22 protein-coding genes are annotated in these 21275 nt (G+C 38.3%); 8 read left to right on the top strand and 14 right to left on the bottom strand.

The features are described from left to right. Nucleotides 1-10 precede the first annotated feature (10 nt). Nucleotides 11-202 (bottom strand): ESPR-type extended signal peptide-containing protein, encoded by a 192-nt coding sequence (locus ACXPAV_RS07325; protein ID WP_458003108.1) that lies wholly within the window; start codon nt 200-202, stop codon nt 11-13. A gap of 440 nt (nt 203-642) precedes the next feature. Continuing rightward, entirely contained in the window at nt 643-2358 is a 1716-nt protein-coding gene (locus ACXPAV_RS07320; protein ID WP_458003107.1) for a protein-disulfide reductase DsbD, read from the bottom strand. A 120-nt stretch (nt 2359-2478) separates the two neighbouring features. Here ACXPAV_RS07320 and ACXPAV_RS07315 point away from each other — a divergent pair, with 120 nt between their 5' ends. Genes ACXPAV_RS07315 through ACXPAV_RS07300 form a run of 4 tightly spaced genes read left to right on the top strand, consistent with a single transcriptional unit; the run spans nt 2479 to nt 4515 of the window. Beyond that, nucleotides 2479-3219 carry a hypothetical protein gene (locus ACXPAV_RS07315; protein ID WP_458003106.1) on the top strand — a complete coding sequence of 247 codons (741 nt, stop codon included), beginning with the start codon at nt 2479-2481 and terminating at the stop codon, nt 3217-3219. After that, nucleotides 3216-3764 carry a septation protein A gene (locus tag ACXPAV_RS07310; protein ID WP_458003105.1) on the top strand — a complete coding sequence of 183 codons (549 nt, stop codon included), beginning with the start codon at nt 3216-3218 and terminating at the stop codon, nt 3762-3764. Before ACXPAV_RS07315 ends, ACXPAV_RS07310 begins: the two co-directional genes overlap by 4 nt. After that, nucleotides 3761-4216 (top strand): acyl-CoA thioester hydrolase YciA, encoded by a 456-nt coding sequence (yciA, locus tag ACXPAV_RS07305; protein ID WP_013746627.1) that lies wholly within the window; start codon nt 3761-3763, stop codon nt 4214-4216. Before ACXPAV_RS07310 ends, yciA begins: the two co-directional genes overlap by 4 nt. Nucleotides 4217-4218: 2 nt before the next feature. Continuing rightward, nucleotides 4219-4515, top strand: a complete 297-nt coding sequence (locus tag ACXPAV_RS07300; RefSeq protein ID WP_039089940.1) for a YciI family protein — start codon at nt 4219-4221, stop codon at nt 4513-4515. Nucleotides 4516-4608: 93 nt separating this feature from the next. Here ACXPAV_RS07300 and ACXPAV_RS07295 read toward each other — a convergent pair whose 3' ends face one another. The 5 genes from ACXPAV_RS07295 to dapF form a co-directional block, all read right to left on the bottom strand. Further along, nucleotides 4609-5937 carry an anaerobic C4-dicarboxylate transporter gene (locus tag ACXPAV_RS07295; protein WP_039143109.1) on the bottom strand — a complete coding sequence of 443 codons (1329 nt, stop codon included), beginning with the start codon at nt 5935-5937 and terminating at the stop codon, nt 4609-4611. Between the two features lie 131 nt (nt 5938-6068). Continuing rightward, nucleotides 6069-6776 (bottom strand): HAD-IA family hydrolase, encoded by a 708-nt coding sequence (locus tag ACXPAV_RS07290; RefSeq protein ID WP_458004403.1) that lies wholly within the window; start codon nt 6774-6776, stop codon nt 6069-6071. A 25-nt stretch (nt 6777-6801) separates the two neighbouring features. Continuing rightward, nucleotides 6802-7692: a tyrosine recombinase XerC gene (xerC, locus tag ACXPAV_RS07285; RefSeq protein WP_458003104.1), complete on the bottom strand. Its 891-nt coding sequence runs from the start codon at nt 7690-7692 to the stop codon at nt 6802-6804. A 2-nt stretch (nt 7693-7694) separates the two neighbouring features. Then, nucleotides 7695-8387: a DUF484 family protein gene (locus tag ACXPAV_RS07280; RefSeq protein ID WP_039143115.1), complete on the bottom strand. Its 693-nt coding sequence runs from the start codon at nt 8385-8387 to the stop codon at nt 7695-7697. A gap of 9 nt (nt 8388-8396) precedes the next feature. Continuing rightward, nucleotides 8397-9221, bottom strand: coding sequence for a diaminopimelate epimerase (dapF, locus tag ACXPAV_RS07275; RefSeq protein ID WP_458003103.1), 825 nt, complete (start codon nt 9219-9221; stop codon nt 8397-8399). 149 nt (nt 9222-9370) lie between these two features. On the opposite strand from dapF, the gene ACXPAV_RS07270 reads away from it, so the two are divergent. Both ACXPAV_RS07270 and ACXPAV_RS07265 read left to right on the top strand, forming a co-directional pair. Next, nucleotides 9371-9949: a thymidine kinase gene (locus ACXPAV_RS07270; protein WP_013746634.1), complete on the top strand. Its 579-nt coding sequence runs from the start codon at nt 9371-9373 to the stop codon at nt 9947-9949. A gap of 19 nt (nt 9950-9968) precedes the next feature. Next, complete coding sequence (locus ACXPAV_RS07265; RefSeq protein WP_039083660.1) at nt 9969-10919, top strand: gluconeogenesis factor YvcK family protein; 951 nt, start codon at nt 9969-9971, stop codon at nt 10917-10919. Nucleotides 10920-10958: 39 nt separating this feature from the next. On the opposite strand, the gene ACXPAV_RS07260 is transcribed toward ACXPAV_RS07265, so the two are convergent. The 7 genes from ACXPAV_RS07260 to ACXPAV_RS07230 all read right to left on the bottom strand — a co-directional run bounded on the left by ACXPAV_RS07260 (nt 10959) and on the right by ACXPAV_RS07230 (nt 18652). Continuing rightward, complete coding sequence (locus ACXPAV_RS07260; RefSeq protein WP_458003102.1) at nt 10959-12935, bottom strand: exoribonuclease II; 1977 nt, start codon at nt 12933-12935, stop codon at nt 10959-10961. A 69-nt stretch (nt 12936-13004) separates the two neighbouring features. Further along, nucleotides 13005-13793: an enoyl-ACP reductase FabI gene (gene fabI, locus ACXPAV_RS07255; protein WP_039136099.1), complete on the bottom strand. Its 789-nt coding sequence runs from the start codon at nt 13791-13793 to the stop codon at nt 13005-13007. Between the two features lie 134 nt (nt 13794-13927). Next, nucleotides 13928-14686 carry a Nif3-like dinuclear metal center hexameric protein gene (locus ACXPAV_RS07250; protein ID WP_458003101.1) on the bottom strand — a complete coding sequence of 253 codons (759 nt, stop codon included), beginning with the start codon at nt 14684-14686 and terminating at the stop codon, nt 13928-13930. A gap of 6 nt (nt 14687-14692) precedes the next feature. After that, nucleotides 14693-15871, bottom strand: coding sequence for a CCA tRNA nucleotidyltransferase (locus ACXPAV_RS07245; RefSeq protein WP_458003100.1), 1179 nt, complete (start codon nt 15869-15871; stop codon nt 14693-14695). Further along, nucleotides 15871-16476, bottom strand: a complete 606-nt coding sequence (locus ACXPAV_RS07240; RefSeq protein ID WP_458003099.1) for a TIGR04211 family SH3 domain-containing protein — start codon at nt 16474-16476, stop codon at nt 15871-15873. Before ACXPAV_RS07240 ends, ACXPAV_RS07245 begins: the two co-directional genes overlap by 1 nt. A 201-nt stretch (nt 16477-16677) precedes the next feature. Then, the gene (locus ACXPAV_RS07235) at nt 16678-17937 is read right to left on the bottom strand and encodes an inorganic phosphate transporter (RefSeq protein ID WP_021461164.1); all 1260 of its coding nucleotides are present in this window, start codon (nt 17935-17937) and stop codon (nt 16678-16680) included. A gap of 34 nt (nt 17938-17971) precedes the next feature. Continuing rightward, entirely contained in the window at nt 17972-18652 is a 681-nt protein-coding gene (locus ACXPAV_RS07230) for a TIGR00153 family protein (protein WP_039136089.1), read from the bottom strand. Between the two features lie 160 nt (nt 18653-18812). On the opposite strand from ACXPAV_RS07230, the gene ACXPAV_RS07225 reads away from it, so the two are divergent. Together ACXPAV_RS07225 and radA are read left to right on the top strand one after the other, a co-directional pair. Continuing rightward, nucleotides 18813-19847, top strand: a complete 1035-nt coding sequence (locus ACXPAV_RS07225) for a CYTH domain-containing protein (RefSeq protein ID WP_458003098.1) — start codon at nt 18813-18815, stop codon at nt 19845-19847. 2 nt (nt 19848-19849) lie between these two features. Continuing rightward, complete coding sequence (gene radA / locus ACXPAV_RS07220; protein ID WP_039136085.1) at nt 19850-21220, top strand: DNA repair protein RadA; 1371 nt, start codon at nt 19850-19852, stop codon at nt 21218-21220. Nucleotides 21221-21275 lie beyond the last annotated feature (55 nt).

Below are 21275 nucleotides of genomic sequence, written 5' to 3'. Positions count from 1 at the left end.
ATTGAGCCAGCTACACTACTTCTTCTTTGCCCCCCCCTGCCGTATAATCAGTTGCTACAGCAACAGAAGATAAAGATGTTAAGATTACAAGTGTAGTTAATTTCTTCCCTTTATTTGCTTTTCCTTTCCCTTTTGCTAATTCTGAAACCACTTTAAATAAGCCTAAAATCGGGTCAAAAATAATTTTATAAACTTTGTTCATTGCAATGCCTCATAAATTCCTAATTGCGATTCTTTAAACAAAAAAGAACACGCGTTTGATTATGCTTCTTTTGTGCTAGAAATCCGTTTCCTACAAAAAATATTATTAATAAAAAACGAAATATTTCAAAAAATCTGAATGTTACTCAAATATTGTACAAAAATGTCGGGGATTTTATAGACACAAATGAAATATAGATATAACTCATTTTAGTTATATTTGTTATGAAATGGCTATTGATGAAATAGGTATGTAAAAATTTAAATAAGAAAATCAGCACTTTTAAATAGTTTTCTAATACAAAAATAAGTTTAAACTATTTACAGCAGTCATTTAGCTTACTTTTCCTATAAATTTTCCGGTAGATGAGAACTTATTCTTAATATTCTAATATGAAAACTTACTATTCTGTTTTTACTATGAACAATTTGGAAAAAATATTACTGTTTTCCTTGAATTTTTTCCAGCCAGTCTAAAAATGGTTGTGCTTCTAAAAAACCGGTAATACGGCTATTGGCAATTTCATTTCCCTGTTGATCAAAAAAGAGAATAGTTGGTAAGCCTAGCACATTATATTTCTTACTTAATATCTGATTTTCTACACTATTTTTTGTCATATCGACTCGAATTAATAAAATTTGAGACAACTTTTGTTGTACTTGTGGCTGATTAAAGGTTTTATGTTCAAACTCTTTACAAGCAACACACCAGTCAGCATAAAGATCAACCATTGCGATTTGATGAGGATTTTGTTGCAATTGTTGTTGTAATTGATTAAGTGAAGTTACAGTGATAAAGGTTTTATCGCTATTACTACCATTGCTATTTTGCCAATATTGTTGCCAACTGAAGTAAAGCGGAGTGGCAGATAAAATAATGCCGATAAGAGCAAAAAGCTGCCAAAAACGATGTTTTTTACCAACGATAGTAATAAACCAACTAAAAGAAGAGATACCCAATAATGACCACAAAATCTGTTCCCAATAAGTCGGTAAAATACGGGAAAGCAGAATAATCGGCAATGCTAGCAGTACAAAACCGAAGGCAACTTTCACATTTTCTAGCCAAGCGCCGGACTTAGGTAGAATTTTATTGCCGAAGATGGTAATTGCAATTAATGGTACGCCCATTCCTAAGGCTAATAAATAGAGTGTTAATGCACCGGTCAGTAGATCACCGGACTGTGTGACATAAAGCAGCGCTGCTGAAAGCGGTGCAGATGTACAAGGTGAAGCGATTAAACCAGCAATAGCACCCATTATAAATACGCCACCATAAATACCAGCAGATTGTTTTTGACTTAATGCATTCAATTTAGTTTGCCAGCTAGAGGGGATTTGTAAATTAAATAAACCGAACATAGAGCAGGCAAGCAGAATAAATAAAAGCGCAAAGAAAGCCAATACATAAGGGCTTTGCAACCACGCTTGTAAGGAAAGCCCTACAGCAGCGACAGCTAATCCTAATAATGCATAAGTGAATGCCATTCCTTGAACATATACAAAACTGAGTAATAGTGCTTTAGCTGTATTAGCACGTTGTTTTTGCCCAATTACCAATGCTGATAGTAAAGGCAGCATAGGCAATACACAAGGGGTGAAGGCTAAACCTATACCGAGTAGAAAAAACCAAAATGCAGCATATTTGCTTTGGAATAACTGTTGAGTGAGAGATGTTTCCTGATTATTTGTCGTATTTGTGTTTAATGTATCGTGGTTTAATAGCTCTGTAAGCTGTATTTGTCGTGTTTGTGGTGGATAACATAAACCTGCGGTACACCCTTGATAGCTCACTTCTAAACTGCCTTCTGCGTGGAAAACACCTTGTTTTGGTAACAATTTGATTTCTAAGCCCTGTTCATAGACTTGTGTATTACCGAAATAGGGATCTTGATGACTTTTTTCTACAATTGGCTCAATTTGCTGTGTAAATGCAATATTTTCACCTTTAACCTGAATTGTATGTTTATAGAGATAATAATTGGGTTGAATCTCCCAATGTAGGATGATTTGTTGTGCTTGTGCCTGTACTGAAAATGGAAATGCTTGTTCGACAGTAAGAAATTCCGCTTTTTTATCAAATAGACCTGCATAAGCACTAGAAAATAGGTTAACAAGGAAAATGATACAAAAAAGTTGCCAATATTTTTTAATCATAAGTCAGCTATCACACATTAAAATATTAAAGACACGAAGTTTAGCATACTTATGCTGAATTTCTTACTTGAAGTTGCTATACTCTTGCTGTTTTGACTTATGTAATAGACAGAGGAAACAATGCCTATCAACTTTTTTCGTATTTTCCAAGAAAGTGGTTATTTTGTTCGCAATCGCTATCCGATTGTGATCACCTTTACCGTTTTATTTGCTTTAAACTCATTGGTATTTCAACTTATAGTGAATTCATACGGTGGTTTAGAAAAATTATTGTCTACTCCGACTTTAATTCCGTCACCACTTGTTTTTGCTGCATTCATCAATTTGTTTTTAACGTTGTTGTTTACGGTTTGGTTTATTTTGACAGTCGATCAAATTTTAACGAATCGCATCAGCGATATGTTCCTTTATTTGGGGGAAGCGTTAAAAAAAGTATTTGGTTTTGCCGGCTATAATATTATTTTGTTGCTGGCTTTTTTCCCAATGTTTATGGGGTTGAGTGCTTTAACCATTTCAAATGATGTAACTACATTAGTGATCAGTGCTATTGTTTCATTTGTTATCAGTGGTTATTTTTTAACTAAAGTAGCACTGTTGCCGTTTGCCTATTTATTGGAACCGGAAAAGCAGGGCTTAGGTAAATTGTATCAATTAATTAATCAACGTCGTCAATGGAAAGCTATTCTAGGTTATCTTTTTTTGGTTTATGTGCTACCTATGATGGTTAGCAATCAATTAATTTTATTGTTAGGCAAAAATTTAGTGGTGGTTTCAACCATTCTCACTGCTTTTATTAATCTGTTTTCGCTTATTTTTGCTTATCGTTTTTATCGCGTGTTTATGAAAAAAGTATCATTATGAAACAACTATTAGAATTTATTCCACTTATTCTCTTTTTTGCCGTTTATAAATTTTTTGGCGTGCGTGAGGCGGCAATTACCTTAATTATCGCCACAATGATTCAATTTGCGATTTTGAAAATCAAATACGGCAAAATTGAGAAATCACAATGGATTATGGCAATAGCTATCATCTTTTTCGGTAGTTTGACAGCCTATTTTAATGATCTTGAATTTTTGAAATGGAAAGTCACCATTGTTTATGCATTATTTGCTTTGATTTTATTAATTAGCCAGTTTGGCTTTAAGAAATTATTGATAAAAAGTATGCTAGGCAAGGAAATTGAACTGCCACAGAAAGTATGGGAAAACCTCAATTTGGGATGGGGAATTTTCTTTATTATCTGTATGTTGATTAATATTTATGTCAGCCTGTTTTTATCAGATGATATCTGGGTGGATTTTAAATCTTTCGGCTTTTTTGGTTTGACTTTGGCAGCATCACTATTAACCGGTGTTTATATTTATCCGCATCTTTCACAACAAAAAAATAGGGATGAAAAATGAGTACGACAGAGCGTGTGCCAAGTGGCACTTTGTTGTTAAGAACATTGGCAATGCCTTCTGACACCAACGCCAACGGTGATATTTTCGGCGGTTGGATTATGTCGCAAATGGATATTGGTGGTGCGATTTTAGCTAATGAAATTGCACATCGGCGTGTGGTTACTGTACACGTTAATAACATTACATTTCATAAGCCGGTGTCGGTTGGTGATATTGTATGTTGTTACGGACGCTGTACTCGAGTTGGTAATACTTCGTTGCAAATAGAAGTGGAGGTGTGGGTAAAACACGCCTTTCGGGATTTTGTTTCTGAACGCGATTTAGTGACCGAAGCGGTATTTACCTATGTTGCGATAGATGAAAACGGCAAACCTTATCCGATTCCGAAAGAGAATAACGCTGAATTGGAACAAGCATTGCAAATGATTAAACAACATCAAGATAAGGAGTAATTATGTACTATGTGATTTTTGCCCAAGATTTACCCGACACTTTAGAACAACGTTTAGCAGTGCGTGAAAAACATCTCGCTCGTTTATCTGCATTGCAACAACAAGGACGTTTATTAACTGCTGGCCCGAACCCAGCAATTGATGATGAAAATCCGGGTACAGCCGGATTTACTGGTTCAACAGTTATTGCTGAATTTTCTTCTTTGGCAGAAGCACAAAATTGGGCGGCACAAGATCCTTATGTAGAGGCAGGTGTTTACGGTGATGTGATCGTAAAACCTTTTAAGAAAGTGTTCTAATAATTTTTGTATTTTACAAAATTTAATTGTTTAACAGATAGATGAAACAAGACCGCCTTTGAGCGGTCTTGTTATTTTTGTAGAAGAGAAGAATTACATCAATACATTGGCTAAACTGATACCAACCACACATCCGACAACTACACCGATTAGACCCGGCACCATAAAGCTGTGGTTGAAATAATATTTACCGATTTTGGTTGTACCGGATACATCGAAATTGACGGTCGCAATGTCTGATGGGTAGTTAGGGATAAAGAAGTAACCATAGGTTGCAGGAAGTAAACCCACCAATAACGGTGCTGGCAATCCCATAGCGATACCTACCGGTAATAACATTCTTCCGGTTGCAGCTTGGCTGTTGATAACAACGGATACAGCGAAGAGTGCAAATGCGAATGTCCACGGATAAGCCTGAATCATTTCGGTGATACCGGCTTTGAAAGAAGGCATTGCATAAGTGAAATAGGTGTCACTCATCCACGCGATACCATAAATAGCAATTGCTGCTACCATACCTGATTTAAACACTACGCCGTTTGGTACTTTCTTAGGATCAGTTTTAGTTAGAAGCAGAATTACACCGGCGAAAGCTAGCATCATCATTTGAATGATGACACCCATTGAAATCGCTTTTGATTCTCCGATAGTACGGATTGCAGGAATCATTGCCACGATTACGATACAAACTAAGGCAAAAAGGAATAACAATACGGAATTTTTTGCTGAAGCCGGCAATGTTTCATTTAAACTGGTACTGGTAGTACTTTGAATTAATTTTCTCCATTCTGGATCTTGCAAACGACGTTGATATTCTGGATCATCTTTTAACTCTTTACCACGGCGTAAGCTATAAAGTGAAAGTGCCAACACTCCACAAAAAGTTGCTGGGATAGTGATAGATACGATGGTTAATAATGTAATGTGAGAGAATCCTGGGAGTTCTGAGATTTGCCCTAAATAGTAAACTACTGCTGCGGAAATTGGGCTGGCGGTAATTCCAATTTGTGAAGAAACGGAAGCCGCTGCCATAGGACGTTCCGGACGGATTCCGTTTTTCAAGGCAATATCGCCTATAATCGGCATAATAGTATAAACAGCGTGACCTGTTCCTAAAATCACTGTCATAAAATAGGTAACCATTGGACCGAGAATAGTGACACGTTTAGGGTTACTACGAAGAATACGTTCCGCAATCTGTAACATATATTTTAAACCGCCGGCGGCTTCAAGCACGGAAGCACAGGTAACAACGGCGATAATAATTAACATCACATCAATTGGCGGGGAAGATGGCGGCATACGTAGGATAAAGACTTCGACTAACAGACCGATACCGGAAACGACCCCGAGCCCGACACCACCAAAACGGCTGCCGACATAGAGGAAGAACAGCAACAGAATAAATTCAGCATATAGCATAAAAACCTCATAAAAATTGTTGGAAAGATAACTAAACTGGGGTAATCATAATGAAAGCGCAAAAGATCGCAACAGAAATTTCAAAAAAATTAATAAAATTTCAAAAAAAGTTTACCAATATCAAGTTTAGATTAAATTTTAAACAAAAACTTAAGGTCGATTACTTTTTCAACAGCAAGTGTAGGCAGAGTTGTCGCTTCTGGAAAATCAAATAATGATTGTTGTTGGCTGTTAATCCATACCGCTTGGCAACCGCTTTCAATTGCTCCTTGAACATCGGTAACAAGGTTATCGCCAACGTGTAATATTTGTTGCATCGAGCATTGAAAATGATGAGCTGTTTGTTGGAAAAGATCTGGATGGGGTTTAGCTCTTCCGTGTTCACCACCACGTAAAATCAGTTGAAATTGATCCAAGCCAATTTTAGGTGGATAAACATTGCCGTTGCTAATGGCAACGAGTGGGTAATATTTGGCAAGTTCCGTTAAAAATTGACGATTTTGTGTTGGAACATTAATTTTATGTCGCCATTCGATAAACAATTGCATACTTTGTTGAATAATGTTTTCAATATTGGCGTCTTTTATGCCTTGAGCTTGAAGTAGATGTGTTGCTGCGGTTTCTCGCCATACAATGACATCTTCATAGCGAAGTGGATCTTGTTGAAAAAGTTGTTGTTTATAATTTTTCCAATTATTGATATCAATTGATGCCAGTTGTTGCAGGCAATCAAGAAATGCTTGTTCTGCTGCTCTGATTACAAAATAGTTATCATATAAAGTGTCGTCCAAATCGAACGTTATCACTTTAATTGGTTGTAATTGGCGGTAAAAATGCAGCATAACTTTTCCTATTTTTCCGTTCCTATTTTTTCCGTTTTGCACGAGGATGTGCGGAATCATAAACTTGCGCTAAGTGTTGAAAATTAAGGTGTGTATAAATTTGGGTGGTGGAGAGGTTTTCGTGCCCTAATAACTCTTGCACGGCGCGTAAATCCGAACTGGCTTCCAACATATGAGTGGCAAAGGAGTGGCGTAATTTATGTGGATTTAAATGCACATTTAATCCTTGCTTGATTCCCCATTGTTCAAGACGCTGTTGAATCGCAGAGCTAGTAAGGCGATGTCCTAAATGACTGATAAATAAAGCATTGTCTTGAGGGTTAAATTGTAATCTTACTTCTAGCCATTGATGTAACGCACCAGCGGCATAACGCCCAAATGGCAAAATACGCTCTTTGTTACCTTTACCTAAAACTTTTAATTCTCGTGCTTTAAAATTAATGTCTTCCAAATTGAGTCCTCTTAATTCGGAAAGACGTAAACCGGAACTGTACATCAATTCCATAATAGCTTTATCGCGCAGTGAAAGTGGATCTTTACTTTTTATATCAAGTAATTGAGAAATAGATTCTGCATCAATACTTTTGGGTAGTCGTTTGCCAGCCTTTGGGGCGGAAATTCCATCAGTTGGGTTGACCTTAATTTGTTGATTGCGTAATAAAAATTGAAAGAAACCGCGCAGACTGGAAAGACGTAACGCCAAACTATGTTCGTGCAAACCTGATTTTTTCCCTTGTGTCAGGATAAATCTAATCACGCTCCCGTCCACTTGTCGCCAATCAGTAATGCCTTCATTAGTTAATAATTCAACACAAGCAACAATTTGTTGTTGGTAACTTTGCAACGTTTTCGCACTTAGCTGACGTTCAATACGCAGATAATCCCAATATTTTTCTAACCAATCTTGTAACATAACTATGCTTTCTTTGTTAACCATTGTTCGATTAATGGTTCAATTAAATCAACAATGGTTTCTAAAAAATCAGTTTTTTGACTACGATAGAAGTGATCTTCATTATGTGAGCTAAACACTAATACCGAATGATAAGGTTGATGATTCTGTTTTAATAAACAGAGAGCAACGGAACCGACAGGCAGTTCTTCAGGTAAAAATAACAATGATTTTTCTCGATTAGTAAGTTTTCCGAGATAAAAAGATTGCAAACCGAAACGTTCTAATCGAATAATTTCAAAAGCTTTTCTATCGATCCAATATTGCGCTTTAATCTCATTTTGTTCTTCCCAAACATCTTTGAGTAATAAAATTTTTGCACTTTTTAATTCTAATGCTTTTGCCCATTGGTTAAGATTTTGATTGGCTTTTGTAAAATTATCTGCTTGTAATAGTAATTTTTGCAAAGGCAACAAACTAAAAAAAAGCTCTTCATTCTGCTGTACGGTATTACCAATTTGATAGAGCTGTTGCTCTAGTGTTGCGATTTTTTCACGTTGCCGCCCCAATTGTGCTTCCACTAAGGAAATCATCCCTTTACGTTGATGAGGAATTTGCATTTTATCCAATAATAACAAATGACGAGCGAAAAAGTCGGAATGATCATTTAAATAATCGTGAATTTGTTGCTCAAAATCAGCATTGATTTCACTCATAATTTCCCCTTAAAGCTGAATATTGCCGTCGTAAACAAAAGTTGCATCACCAGTCATATAGAGTGGATAACCAACACCTTGCCACTCAATCATTAGTTTTCCACCCGGTAATTCGACTTCGACTTGATTGTCGAGCAGCCCTTGCATAATACCGACCGCCACCGCCGCACAGGCACCGGTTCCGCAAGCCTGAGTTTCGCCGGCACCGCGTTCAAAAACGCGTAATTTAATCTGTTTACGGTTAAGCACCTGCATAAAGCCGATATTGGCACGTGCCGGAAAACGCTCGTGATGTTCAAGCAAAGGTCCAAGCTGCTCAACATTGGCTGTTTTCACGTCTTCAACTTGCAACACACAGTGTGGATTGCCCATTGAAACGACACCGCAAAGTACGGTTTGAATATCGGTGCGTAAAATGTAGTTTTTCTCAAATTTGTTGGCAATAAAAGGCACTTTTGCCGGTTCCCAAATCGGCTCGCCCATATTCACGCGCACGGTTTCGTCATCATTGACGATCAACACGATTTTCCCTTTTGCGGTGCTGACGTTAATCTCTTTTTTATTGGTTAAGCCTTTAAGACGAACGAAACGGGCAAAGCATCTGGCACCGTTACCGCACTGTTCCACTTCGCTGCCATCTGCATTGAAAATCCGATAATGGAAATCCAGTTCCGGATCGTAAGGCGGTTCAACTAATAACAGCTGGTCAAAACCGATGCCGCGATTCCGATCAGCTAAACGGCGGATGATATCTTCAGAAAAATAGACACTCTGTGTAATGCCGTCAACCACCATAAAATCGTTGCCTAAGCCGTGCATTTTAGAAAACTGCATAATTACCTCTAGCCTAAAATTTAATGCGATTATTATAGAGAGTTCAGTTGATAAAGTCTAAACGGATCAATTATCAAATCCATTGGTAAAGCTGTTTATTGGGGCTTAATACGCTATACTAACGCGCAAAAAAATAATGGATTTTAGTTATGGCAAAACTCTATTTTTATTACTCTTCAATGAATGCGGGAAAATCAACCACTTTATTGCAATCTTCTTATAATTATCGCGAGCGCGGAATGAATACGTTGGTTTATACCGCAGCAATCGATAATCGTTATGGTGTTGGCAAAGTGACTTCGCGCATCGGCATTGAAGAACAGGCGCAACTGTTTGATCAGCAAACGGATTTATTTAGTGAAATTGAACGCATTAATCAACAGCAACATCTCAACTGTATTTTAGTGGATGAGGCGCAGTTTTTAACTAAAGCGCAGGTCTATCAGCTCAGTGAAGTGGTCGATAAATTAAATATTCCGGTGTTATGTTACGGCTTAAGAACCGATTTTCAGGCGGAATTATTTGAGGGCAGCCGTTATTTGCTGGCGTGGGCAGATCAGCTGGAGGAACTAAAAACCATTTGTTATTGTGGTCGCAAAGCCAATTTCGTATTACGCTTAAACGAGCAGGGCGAAGTGATCAAAGAGGGTGATCAGATCCAAATCGGTGGTAATGATCACTATTTATCGGTTTGTCGCCGTCATTATAAAGAAAAAATGGGTTGTTAATTTCTAACAGGATTTTGTTATGACGTTTTCATCAATTGTTACGCCAAATCTAAATCAAACAAAACATATTGTTGCGATCGGCGGTGGACACGGCTTGGGTAGGGTGATGTCTGCACTCAGTTTTATGCGTTCTCGTTTGACCGGCATTGTGACAACGACCGATAACGGCGGTTCAACCGGACGTATTCGATTGCAATTCGGCGGCATTGCTTGGGGGGATTTACGCAATTGCCTTAATCAGATTATCACCACGCCGACCACGGCTTCAGAACTGTTTGAATACCGTTTTGAGGGCGAAGGCGAGCTTGCCGGGCATAATTTAGGCAATTTAATGTTAAAAGCATTGGAAAATATTAAGGTAAGACCGTTAGATGCCGTAAATTTGATCCGTGAACTGCTTCACGTTGAGCCTTTTATTATTCCAATGTCGGAACAGCCGGCGCATTTAGCGGCGCAGCTGGCAAACGGTGAAAAAGTGGTCGGTGAAGTCAATGTAGATAAACTGGATGCGATTCCGCTGCAGTTAAGTATTGAACCTGATGTGGCGGCAACGGAGGAGGCGGTAACCGCGATTAATCGTGCTGAAGTTATTCTATTGGGGCCGGGCAGTTTCTTTACCAGCATTATGCCGCCGTTGTTGTTGTCGGAAATTAAAACTGCATTGCAACAGAGTACGGCAGTAAAAATTTTTATTGATAATCTCGGCTTGGAGCATAGCCCGTCGGCACAATTAAATTTAGTACAACGCATAGATTGGATTCATAATTATATTGGTTGTAGAGTTATTGACGGCATTATTACCGATGCTGATTTTTCGTTGCCGAGTGATTTTCGCCGGCAATATTGTATTTTAAGCCGCAAATTGAATGCCGATGATATCAGTTATCGCCACGATAGAGCCTTATTAAGTATGGCATTGGAAGATATGCTGGAAATGGTAAGAATTCAACAGAAACGGTTTGAGGAATAAAGTATATGCACATTGTGTGCATATACTTTTATGCACAGCTTAGACAGGTTGCCCGATAATACTTCTAGTATCTAAATTCACTTCGGTTAATTGGATATTGAGTTTATCAGTAAGTTGATAGCGGCGTTCACCCTTAATATAAAGTGCAATATCATCGCTATTGACTTCAATTTCCTCTTTTTTATCGTGAATCAATGACATAGGAACAAAGATCGTCGCACCGTTTTCAAGCAGCTGTACTCGTAAACCACCACGCATAATATCAATAATTTGTGCTTGATAAATTGTCTTTTCAGCGATTTTATCGGTAAGGTAAATGCAATAAAGCCAATCGGCAATATCACGTTCAACCAACCTATTTTGTTTACGAGCCTCCTGTAAGCGTACCAATATTGCATCATCAATCACACTAGGTGTTTGTTGCTGTAGAATCGCTTTAATGGCACGGTGATTGACCATATCGCAATATTTACGAATTGGTGATGTCCAAGTTGCATATTCGGCTAAACCTAAACCGAAATGCGGTGCGACTTCTGCTTTAAATTCTGCAAAAGTAAGATAGCGACGTAATCTTGCTTCAAGATACTCTGCGCCAAGATGATCTAAATCGTGTTGCATATCACAATAACCTTGTAGGGTTGCCAATTGTTCGGTCGCATAACGAGGAGTAAGCTGATCACTATTATCATCAGTTGCTAGGTGGTTGAGTAAAAAAGCACTGGCGGCACTTAAGAATTTGCTGTCAAAACCGCTATGCGTATTGAAAATGGCTGCTGCTTGGTGTTGCGCTAAGAATTTAGCAGCGCAACTGTTGGCAATAATCATACACTCTTCAACAATACGGTTGGCAATACGGCGATGATCGGCACAAATTTCCGCTACAGCACCGTTCTCATCCAGAATGAAGTTATAATCCGGACGATCTTTAAACATAATCGCATTTTTAGTTCGCCATTCAATTCTAGCCAAACTGAATTGATGCAAATAATCGATTTGTGTTTTAACTACTTCATTTTGTGGTTGCCAGCTGTTTTCACGATTTTCCAAATAATCGGAAACCGCATCATATGCCAATTTTGCTTTGGAACGAATCCACGCTAAAGTAAAAATCGGCTCGGCAATCACAGCACCTTGCATATCGGTTTCAATCTCACACACCAACGCCGGACGCTTTTCGTTTTCCATCAATGAACAGAGATCATCCGATAATTCGCGCGGCAACATTGGAATGTTGAAGCCGGGAAGATAGTTGGTAAAACAGCGTTGTTTCGCATCGGCTTCAATTTGTGAATCCAGTGGAATATAAGCTGTCGGATCAGCAACCGCAACACTCAGTTTCCAGCCAATCTGCTGCTGATTTTCAAGAATCGGCTTGATGGTTAATGCATCATCCATATCTTCGGTGGTTTCCGAGTCAATGGTGACAAAATTCAGATCGGTAAGATCTTGACGGATCGCTGTTTCCTCAAAAGGATATTCCGCTAAACCGGCAACTGCGGTACGAGGTTGTTGATGACGGGCAAGCGTTACCCACCACGCGGTTTGCGGGTCATCAGCGTGACAGATAAATTGGGTAACTTGCGCAAAGAAAAAACGATCATCACGCAATGGGTGCGTTTTTAATTCAGCGACAACCCAATCTCCGGCGTTCAGTGTTTCCTTCACTTTTTTATGCTGATTGGCAGGAATCGCCAATTTAATATTGGGATGATCAACCAAAAGTTGTAATTTATTCTCTTTGTTAAAACGAACTCTGGCTATAAAACGGGTTAACATCGGTTCAATCAAACTGTCAGGCTCTGCCTGCTCTTTATCACCGACAGTATCGATTAATGCTTTAATTTTGTCGCCGTGCATCAATTTTTTCATTGCTTGTGGTGGAATGAAATAACTTTTTTTATCACACTCTAAAAAACCGAAAGCTTTATCAGTGGCTTTTACCACGCCTTCAACGTGTGGTTTGCTATCGCGGATTTGTTGTTTGAGTTGGCTAAGAAGAGGATTATCAAGAAGCATAAAAATTCCAGTTTAAGAAAAAATTTGCTCCGTTAGAATATAACGGAGCAAGTGTAAATAAGTGTTAAATTAAGCGAGTTCCAATTCACTCATTGCAACGGTGCTAAAGCCGGCATCAACGTGAACCACTTCACCGGTGATGCCTGCTGCTAAGTCAGAACATAGGAACGCAGCTGTGTTACCAACATCTTCAATGGTAACGGTACGGTGTAATGGAGCAGTATTTTCGAAATGTCCTAACATTTTCTTGAAATTTTTAATACCAGAAGCTGCTAATGTCCGGATCGGACCAGCTGAAATTGCATTAACACGTACTCCCTCTTTACCTAATGCAGATGCCATATAGCGAGTATTAGCTTCAAGAGAAGCTTTCGCCAATCCCATAACGTTATAGTTAGGAATGGCTCTTTCTGCTCCTAAGTAGGAAAGTGTTAATAATGCTGCACCCGGATTAAGATTTGCGCGTGCCGCTTTTGCCATTGCTACAAAACTGTAGGCACTAATATCGTGAGCGATACGGAAACCTTCACGATTTACGGCATTAACATAATCTCCGTCAAGCTGATCACCAGGTGCAAATGCAATTGCGTGGACAAAACCATCAAATTTATCCCAATGTTTTTTTAATTCGGTAAAACAGTTTTCAATGCTTTCATCGGTACCAACATCGCAAGGAATGACAATAGAAGAACCTAATTCTTTAGCAAACTCTTCAACACGACCTTTTAATTTGTCATTTTGATAAGTAAATGCTAATTCTGCGCCTTCGCGGTGCATTGCCTGTGCAATACCATAAGCAATAGAACGATTGCTTGCCACACCGGCAATTAAAATACGTTTATTTGTTAAAAATCCCATAAATTTTTTCCTATCTTTATAGCAATAAAACGGACGGATTATATCAGAAATCAAGATTTGAACAAATCAGACCGATAGACGATATAAATTAATTTGACGCTTTGTTAGGTAAATGAAGTATAAAAATTTGGATTTTAAGCCGGATTATCAATATCTTTAAACAATACTTCGATATTGTAATTTTGTTGTAGCCATTCTCCCAGTGCTTTAATGCCGTAGCGTTCGGTGGCGTGATGACCGGCAGCAAAGAATTGAATATCTTGTTCTCGTGCGGAATGCACGGTCTGTTCGGAAATTTCGCCGCTGATAAAAGCATCACAACCTTTGCTTGCCGCTAAATCGATATAACCTTGACCGCCACCGGTACAAATTCCGATTTTTTGAATCGGTTTGTTAGGCTGATTGGCACAATGTAAACATTCACGTTTTAAGCATTGATTAATGCGTTGCGCAAATTGTTTACCGCTGATCGGTTGAGTTAATATTCCCCACATTGGAATAGAAAAAGGGCTATCTTCTAAAGGTTGCAGATTTTCGATACCGAGTAGTTGAGCGAGTTGTGCGTTATTACCAAGAGTAGGGTGAATGTCTAATGGCAGATGATAAGCATATAGATTGATGTTATTTTGTAGTAATGCTTTGATCCTTTTTCCTTTCATTCCACGGATACACGGATTTTCATTTTTCCAAAAATAACCGTGATGAACCAAAATAGCATCGGCATTGACAGTAATGGCATAGTCAATTAAAGCTTGTGAAGCGGTAACACCGGTAACGATTTTGTGGATAGCGGATTTGCCTTCAATCTGCAAACCGTTCGGGGCATAATCATTAATTTTTGTGCTGTTAAGTAATTGATTTAAAATAGATTCTAATTCTAAATTGTTTAACATAGTGTTTTATCCGTTAAAGTATTGTGAAATGGTGGCGACACGGCGGCGATATAGCTCTTTTTTGATTGCCTGTTTTTGAAAACCGTCCGCAATAATTTGTTGAATATCAACATTTTTCGCTTGTTGATACCAATGTTCCCACTGTTTTTCCTGTGCTAAACCAAAATCGGTAAATATGGCACGATATAAAATATTAAGTTGTTGTAATCTCTGTGGTTTTCGCCAACAATCTAATTGATCAAGTACATCTATTACATCGTTGGCACTAAGGCGTTCTGTTTGAGCAAACGGTAAGGTAAACTGCATTGCAATTTTCGCTAGTTCGCCGTAGTGGTTAGGTATTTTGTAACGTTGGCACAATTGTTGAATTTTTTCTATCAATTGTTTTCGTTGTGTTGCTGACAATGTTTCTGAACTGACCAACAAAGCACAGAACAACACAAAATGAAAGAGTGTGGATTGATCAGGGGGTTGATCTTCTAACAATAAATTTAGCCGTTTCAAACTTTGTGTCAGTAAATCGCATTTACCTTGAAACAGTGATTTAAATTCGGGAAATAATGAAGTGGCACCTATTTTATGTAATATTGAAAAATAGACATCACAACGTGGCGATAATAATGCTTTTTCAGTTTCTAGCCAAATTCGTTCAACGGTGAGATCAGCTAATTCTCCCTGTTTTACCATAGACTTCATTAAATCGATGGTTTCCGGCGCAATAGTAAAATTAAATGCATAAAAACGTGCTGCAAAACGAGCAACACGTAGAATTCGCAATGGATCTTCGCAAAAAGCCGGAGATATATGGCGTAATTTACGTTGTTTTAGATCTTGAATGCCGTGAAAAGGATCATATAAATTGCCGTCAGTATCTTGAGCAATAGCATTAATGGTTAAATCACGACGTTTTAGATCTTGTTCTAACGTAATATCAGGGGAGAAATCACAATAAAAACCGGTATATCCTCGACCATTTTTGCGTTCAGTACGCGCTAAGGCATATTCTTCTTTTGTTTGTGGGTGGAGGAAAACCGGAAAATCTTTTCCCACTTGGATATAGCCTTGGTTTAATAGCCATTCAGGAGTGGCGTGAACGACCAACCAATCTCTATCTTTGACCGGTAATCCTAAAAGACGGTCACGCACTGCACCACCAACTAAATAGATTTTAATTTCTTCTGTCATTACCAACGATCTCTACGTCTTCTCGGAATAATCATAGGAATAATCAGGCCTAAAATTAAACCGACAGCAAGCACAGAACCGCCGTAAATAAACCAACGGATAATCAATCCACGTTTCTCAGAATCTAACATTGCTTCAAGATCTTTATTCTTATTTTTGAGAATTTCGACTTGGCGATTAAGTTGGGAATTCTGCTCTAATAATTCGCTGCTCTGTTTTTCAGCTTGTTGAGTTCGACGTTGCATTTCGTTGGTACGTTGTTGCCAGTCGTTATTAATCCGATTTAGTCTTAACGTCAACTCATCAATCTGTTTTTGCAAAACAGGTAGTTGTTCTTTGCTACTTGCGTTGGGAGTGAGTTCACTAGTTAAGATCCAGCCTTCACGATTACGACTGTCTCTGATTTGGGTATATTTATCTTTTTTATTTAAAATAGTGACGGCTTCACCTGATTTAATTGTACCGACGAGTTTGAATTGATCACCTGCTCCTTTACGCAAATAGGTATTCAAATTTTCTGATACATATTGAGTTTCTGCATTTGCACTGAAACCGATGCCTAAAAAAGTAAGTAAGATGAGAAGTAGAGAGATAATTTTCTTCATCAATAACTCCTAAATGGTTGAAAATCCGCCGTTCACGGTGGTGCAATTAATTTAATTTGGAAGAGGTGTAATCTTTTCCAAATCAGCACAATTCATCGCCTGATACTTAATGTTGTTTTGTGAATTGAAACAACCGTAATAAAACAAGAAAGCGGCTAAATATGCAATTTACATATTTAGCCATAAGTTATGGAGATTATTTTACAATAATATCGCTTTAAGGATATAGAAAATTATAATGGAGAAAACTGCTCCGGCAGGCAATGTAATAATCCACGAAGAGATAATATTGCGGATAACGGTTAGGTTTAATGCTGCGATACCACGAGCAAAACCAACTCCTAAAACTGCTCCGACTAAGGTTTGTGTTGTGGAAATTGGTAAACCGGTGCCGGATGCTAAAATAACGGTAGTTGCTGTTGCAAACTGTGCAGCGAAACCACGACTTGGTGTTAAATCAGTAATACCTGTACCGATGGTTTCCATTACACGTTGCCCCATTACTGCCAAACCAGCGATAATACCTAACGCACCCAATGGTAATACCCACCACGCCATTGTCGTTTTACCGGCAATAACGCCTCCGTGATCAATAATGGAAACGACAGCAGAGAGTGGGCCAATTGCGTTGGCAACATCATTTGAACCGTGAGCAAACGCCATAGAACAAGCGGTTAATAGCATTAAGATACGGAATACTTTTTCTACTGCACCGAAACCGGCACTGGCTTTCTTTTCAAAAGATTGGCTACGTAAATAGATAAAACAGCCGATAATAGCAATGATGCTGAGTGCTAAAGAAATAATGAATGTTTCCCCATTGGAGAGATGTAAGCCGATATGTTTTAAGCCTTTTTTAATAGTAACCAATGAAATGATAAAAATGGTTAACCCCATATAAAATGGTGCAAACTGTTTTGCATTCAGTAAAGGACTGTCGGTATCAAAAATTAATTTTTGGGTACTGACGAAAATGAGATAAGCGATAATACCTGCGATAAAAGGGGTAATAATCCAGCTACCGAAAATACCTAATAGACTGCTCCACTCTACAGCATCACTGCCGATAGTAACACAGGCAAAACCAACAATCGCACCAATGATGGTGTGTGTGGTGGAAACTGGCCAACCTAAGCGAGAAGCTAATACTAACCAGAAACCGGCAGAGAGCAAAGCACCCATCATTCCTAACACCAGAATATCCGGTTGATGAATAAAGAGTGTTGGATCGATAATACCATCTTTAATGGTTTCCGCTACTTCACCACCGGCTAAATAAGCACCGGCACCTTCAAAAATAATTGCAATTATAATTGCTTGACGTGGAGTAATTGCTTTTGAGCCGACAGAAGTTCCCATAGCATTTGAAACGTCATTGGCTCCAATTCCAAATGCCATTAAAAAGCCAAAGACGGCAGTTAAGATAACTAACAGTGTGCTGTAATTAGATAGTGTTTCCATAATGAACCCTAATTATTAAAGTCGCGTTATTGTATTATGAACGCGCTAACATCAATTCAATGCGAGAACCAACACGCTGTGCTTGATCTGCCAATACACCGACCCATTCGATAATTTTGTATAAGAACATCATATCAATTGGATTATAAGAAGCCTCCAGATCAAGAAGGGTGCGACGTAGAACAATCTGCATATGATCGGTATCATCTTCAATTTTATCCAATTCATTGATCATATCGTTTACGAAATTTACTTCACGTCCTCTGAAGCCGGTTTCAAGCAGTTGATCCATTTCATCAATTACTCGACGAGCTTGATCACTGGAATCCAAACTACGGCGCACATAAGCTAAAAATTCAGTTTGAATTTGTTCTGGAACGTGTAATTTTCGACCAATTACACGACCTGAAATATCTTTTGCATAGTTCGCCAATTTATCCAGTTGTGTGACTAATTCCAGCAAATCACCACGTTCGACAGGCATAAAAATACCACGAGGCAGTTTTAAACGAATTTCACGTTTTAATAAATCAGCTTGCTTTTCTAATTCTGAAATTTTATTACGAATTTGCTGTGCAGTATCCCAATCATTGGCATAACAGGCTTCAAAGAAGGGAACTAACATTGCACATGCTTCATTAACTTTAGTGGAATGCTTTTGTAATGGTTTAAGGGGGGATTGGGCAAATAGACCAAGAATATTATTGATTGCCATAGACATCTCCTTAATTGGGTTTGTTGGCTGTAATGCCAGATAAAAGCTGCGCGAATTTTACAATAGAGTATTTCCTACTGACAAGATTTTATTTTATACAGTGATAGCAAAATTTGTTAAAGTAACGAAATTGATAAAATTAAGTAAGAGAATCGAAAAAATGCAAGAAATAGAATTGAAATTAACGACAAATCAAGAAGTTATCAATGGTTTAAAGCAAGAATTGAGTCATTTTCGTTTATTAAAACATTATCAGACAACCAGTCAAAATTGTTATTTTGATACAGAAGACTATTTTTTCTCACAACAAAGAATGGGGTTACGAGTTCGCAAGGAAGATGATGTTTATACGATGACCTTAAAAACAGCCGGTATAGCACAAGGTGGGTTGCATATGCGTCCGGAATATAATGTTCGTTTATCGCAACAGCAGCCGGACTTGAAGTTATTTAGTCAATTTTCTGAATTGACATTAGCTCGTCCTTATGAGGAATTGCAACGTTCACTCCAACCTATTTTTTATACTGATTTTCAGCGGGAATATTATTTACTGGAAACTGGTAATGGTACACAATTGGAAATTGCTATCGATCAAGGGGAAATTAAGGCGAATAATGCGAAAGCGCCGATTTGTGAGGTTGAATTTGAATTAAAATCCGGAAATGTAGAGGATGTACTGAATTTTGTGCAGCATTTTCTTTTTTTAGATGGAATGAGATTAGGGCAGATTAGTAAAGCAGAAAGAGGTTATCGACTAGCTGGAATAACTCCAAAAGCTACACTAATGACAATCGATGAATGGCGACAATTTCTTGAACAGGTATTTCAATCACCACAGCAGCAATTAAAGGCATTATTTCAATATGAATTGAAATTATTAAAAAATTTAGAAAAACTCAATCTTGATCTCATATCACAAAATCAAATGGAAACAACAGCATTAATTGGACTATTCTTCACGCTTTATCAACATAGTTGTGAGCAAGAAGTGTTGTTTGCACAATTTTCAGACAAAGAAGATGCGTCAGAAATGATTGAAATAAACTTATTTGTATATCAACAAATCCGAAAAATTATTGCTCAACACGTGGAGCAGCAGGATAATCACATCGTATTGAAACGGCTGGTGGAATTAACTTCTCAAGGAAGATATCTACAAAAAATGATTAATCTATTAAAAATGACATTGAAATAAGTATGGCAAAAGTAAAAACAGCTTATGTATGTAATGATTGTGGTGCGGAATATGCTCGTTGGCAGGGGCAATGCAGTGCTTGCCACGCGTGGAATACGATAACAGAAGTAAGGATTGCATCCACAAATAATAAGAATGATCGCTTTAGTGGTTATGCCGGAGCAAGTGGCAGTAAAGTACAAAAATTGTCTGATATTAGTTTGTCGGAATTACCTCGCTTCAGTAGCGGTTTTAATGAGTTTGATCGTGTCTTAGGCGGTGGCATTGTGCCGGGCAGTGCAATTTTAATTGGTGGACATCCGGGAGCTGGTAAAAGTACATTGTTATTACAAGTGATGTGCGGTTTAGCACAATCAATGCCGACTCTCTATGTTACGGGTGAGGAATCATTACAGCAAGTGGCAATGAGGGCGAAACGCCTGAATTTACCGATGGATAATTTACAAATGTTATCAGAAACTTCGGTCGAGCAAATTTGTATCACAGCTGATCAGATAAAACCGAAAATAATGGTAATTGATTCCATTCAGGTAATGCATCTGGCAGACATTCAATCTTCACCGGGAAGTGTTTCTCAAGTTAGGGAATGCGCCTCTTATTTAACGCGTTATGCCAAAATGAATCAGGTGGCGATTATTATGGTAGGTCACGTGACAAAGGACGGTACATTAGCTGGGCCGAAAGTGTTGGAACATTGTATCGACTGTTCAATTTTATTAGAAGGAGAAGCAGATTCTCGTTTTCGTACACTTCGCAGCCAAAAAAATCGTTTCGGTGCAGTAAATGAACTGGGTGTATTTGGAATGACAGAACAGGGATTAAAAGAGGTTAAAAATCCATCAGCTATTTTCCTAAGCCGTGGTGAAGAACAAACGCCGGGCAGTTCCGTAGTGGTATTATGGGAGGGAACTCGACCTCTTTTAGTGGAAATTCAGGCATTAGTAGATCATTCTTTGTTGGCAAATCCTCGACGTGTGGCGGTTGGATTGGATCATAACCGTGTAGCATTATTATTAGCAGTGCTTCATCGACACGGTGGTTTACAAATGGCAGATCAGGATATTTTTGTCAATGTTGTTGGTGGCGTGAAGGTGACAGAAACCAGTGCGGATTTGGCATTATTATTAGCGTTAATCTCTAGTTTTCGTAATCGCTCTCTTCCTCGTGATTTGGTGGTGTTTGGTGAAGTTGGTTTGGCAGGCGAAATTCGCCCTGTTCCAAGTGGACAGGAACGTATCAGTGAAGCAGCTAAGCACGGTTTTCGCAGAGCAATAGTGCCATTTGCTAATCGACCTAAAAACACAATTGAAAATATGCAAGTTTTTTCAGTTAAAAAATTAAGTGATGCTTTGCAGGTGTTGGATGGATTTTAATGATTAATACATAAAATATTTCCGAATAATATTGGTTTTTTACTGTATTTTGTGG

It is taken from the genome of Gallibacterium sp. ZY190522 (assembly GCF_054166015.1).
Note: the sequence above shows the minus strand (reverse complement) of the source record. Positions and strands in the feature narration are given on the sequence as shown.

Excerpts from the sequence above, each read along its gene's own strand:
- ACXPAV_RS07280 (WP_039143115.1), bottom strand. The coding sequence starts at position 8,387 with ATGAGTGAAATCAATGCTGATTTTGAGCAACAAATTCACGATTATTTA.
- ACXPAV_RS07310 (WP_458003105.1), top strand. The coding sequence starts at position 3,216 with ATGAAACAACTATTAGAATTTATTCCACTTATTCTCTTTTTTGCCGTT.
- ACXPAV_RS07260 (WP_458003102.1), bottom strand. The coding sequence starts at position 12,935 with ATGCTTCTTGATAATCCTCTTCTTAGCCAACTCAAACAACAAATCCGC.
- ACXPAV_RS07250 (WP_458003101.1), bottom strand. The coding sequence starts at position 14,686 with ATGTTAAACAATTTAGAATTAGAATCTATTTTAAATCAATTACTTAAC.
- ACXPAV_RS07320 (WP_458003107.1), bottom strand. The coding sequence starts at position 2,358 with ATGATTAAAAAATATTGGCAACTTTTTTGTATCATTTTCCTTGTTAAC.
- radA (WP_039136085.1), top strand. The coding sequence starts at position 19,850 with ATGGCAAAAGTAAAAACAGCTTATGTATGTAATGATTGTGGTGCGGAA.
- dapF (WP_458003103.1), bottom strand. The coding sequence starts at position 9,221 with ATGCAGTTTTCTAAAATGCACGGCTTAGGCAACGATTTTATGGTGGTT.
- ACXPAV_RS07270 (WP_013746634.1), top strand. The coding sequence starts at position 9,371 with ATGGCAAAACTCTATTTTTATTACTCTTCAATGAATGCGGGAAAATCA.
- xerC (WP_458003104.1), bottom strand. The coding sequence starts at position 7,692 with ATGTTACAAGATTGGTTAGAAAAATATTGGGATTATCTGCGTATTGAA.
- ACXPAV_RS07265 (WP_039083660.1), top strand. The coding sequence starts at position 9,969 with ATGACGTTTTCATCAATTGTTACGCCAAATCTAAATCAAACAAAACAT.
- fabI (WP_039136099.1), bottom strand. The coding sequence starts at position 13,793 with ATGGGATTTTTAACAAATAAACGTATTTTAATTGCCGGTGTGGCAAGC.
- ACXPAV_RS07325 (WP_458003108.1), bottom strand. The coding sequence starts at position 202 with ATGAACAAAGTTTATAAAATTATTTTTGACCCGATTTTAGGCTTATTT.
- ACXPAV_RS07300 (WP_039089940.1), top strand. The coding sequence starts at position 4,219 with ATGTACTATGTGATTTTTGCCCAAGATTTACCCGACACTTTAGAACAA.
- ACXPAV_RS07240 (WP_458003099.1), bottom strand. The coding sequence starts at position 16,476 with ATGAAGAAAATTATCTCTCTACTTCTCATCTTACTTACTTTTTTAGGC.
- ACXPAV_RS07230 (WP_039136089.1), bottom strand. The coding sequence starts at position 18,652 with ATGGCAATCAATAATATTCTTGGTCTATTTGCCCAATCCCCCCTTAAA.
- yciA (WP_013746627.1), top strand. The coding sequence starts at position 3,761 with ATGAGTACGACAGAGCGTGTGCCAAGTGGCACTTTGTTGTTAAGAACA.
- ACXPAV_RS07225 (WP_458003098.1), top strand. The coding sequence starts at position 18,813 with ATGCAAGAAATAGAATTGAAATTAACGACAAATCAAGAAGTTATCAAT.
- ACXPAV_RS07245 (WP_458003100.1), bottom strand. The coding sequence starts at position 15,871 with ATGACAGAAGAAATTAAAATCTATTTAGTTGGTGGTGCAGTGCGTGAC.
- ACXPAV_RS07295 (WP_039143109.1), bottom strand. The coding sequence starts at position 5,937 with ATGCTATATGCTGAATTTATTCTGTTGCTGTTCTTCCTCTATGTCGGC.
- ACXPAV_RS07315 (WP_458003106.1), top strand. The coding sequence starts at position 2,479 with ATGCCTATCAACTTTTTTCGTATTTTCCAAGAAAGTGGTTATTTTGTT.
- ACXPAV_RS07235 (WP_021461164.1), bottom strand. The coding sequence starts at position 17,937 with ATGGAAACACTATCTAATTACAGCACACTGTTAGTTATCTTAACTGCC.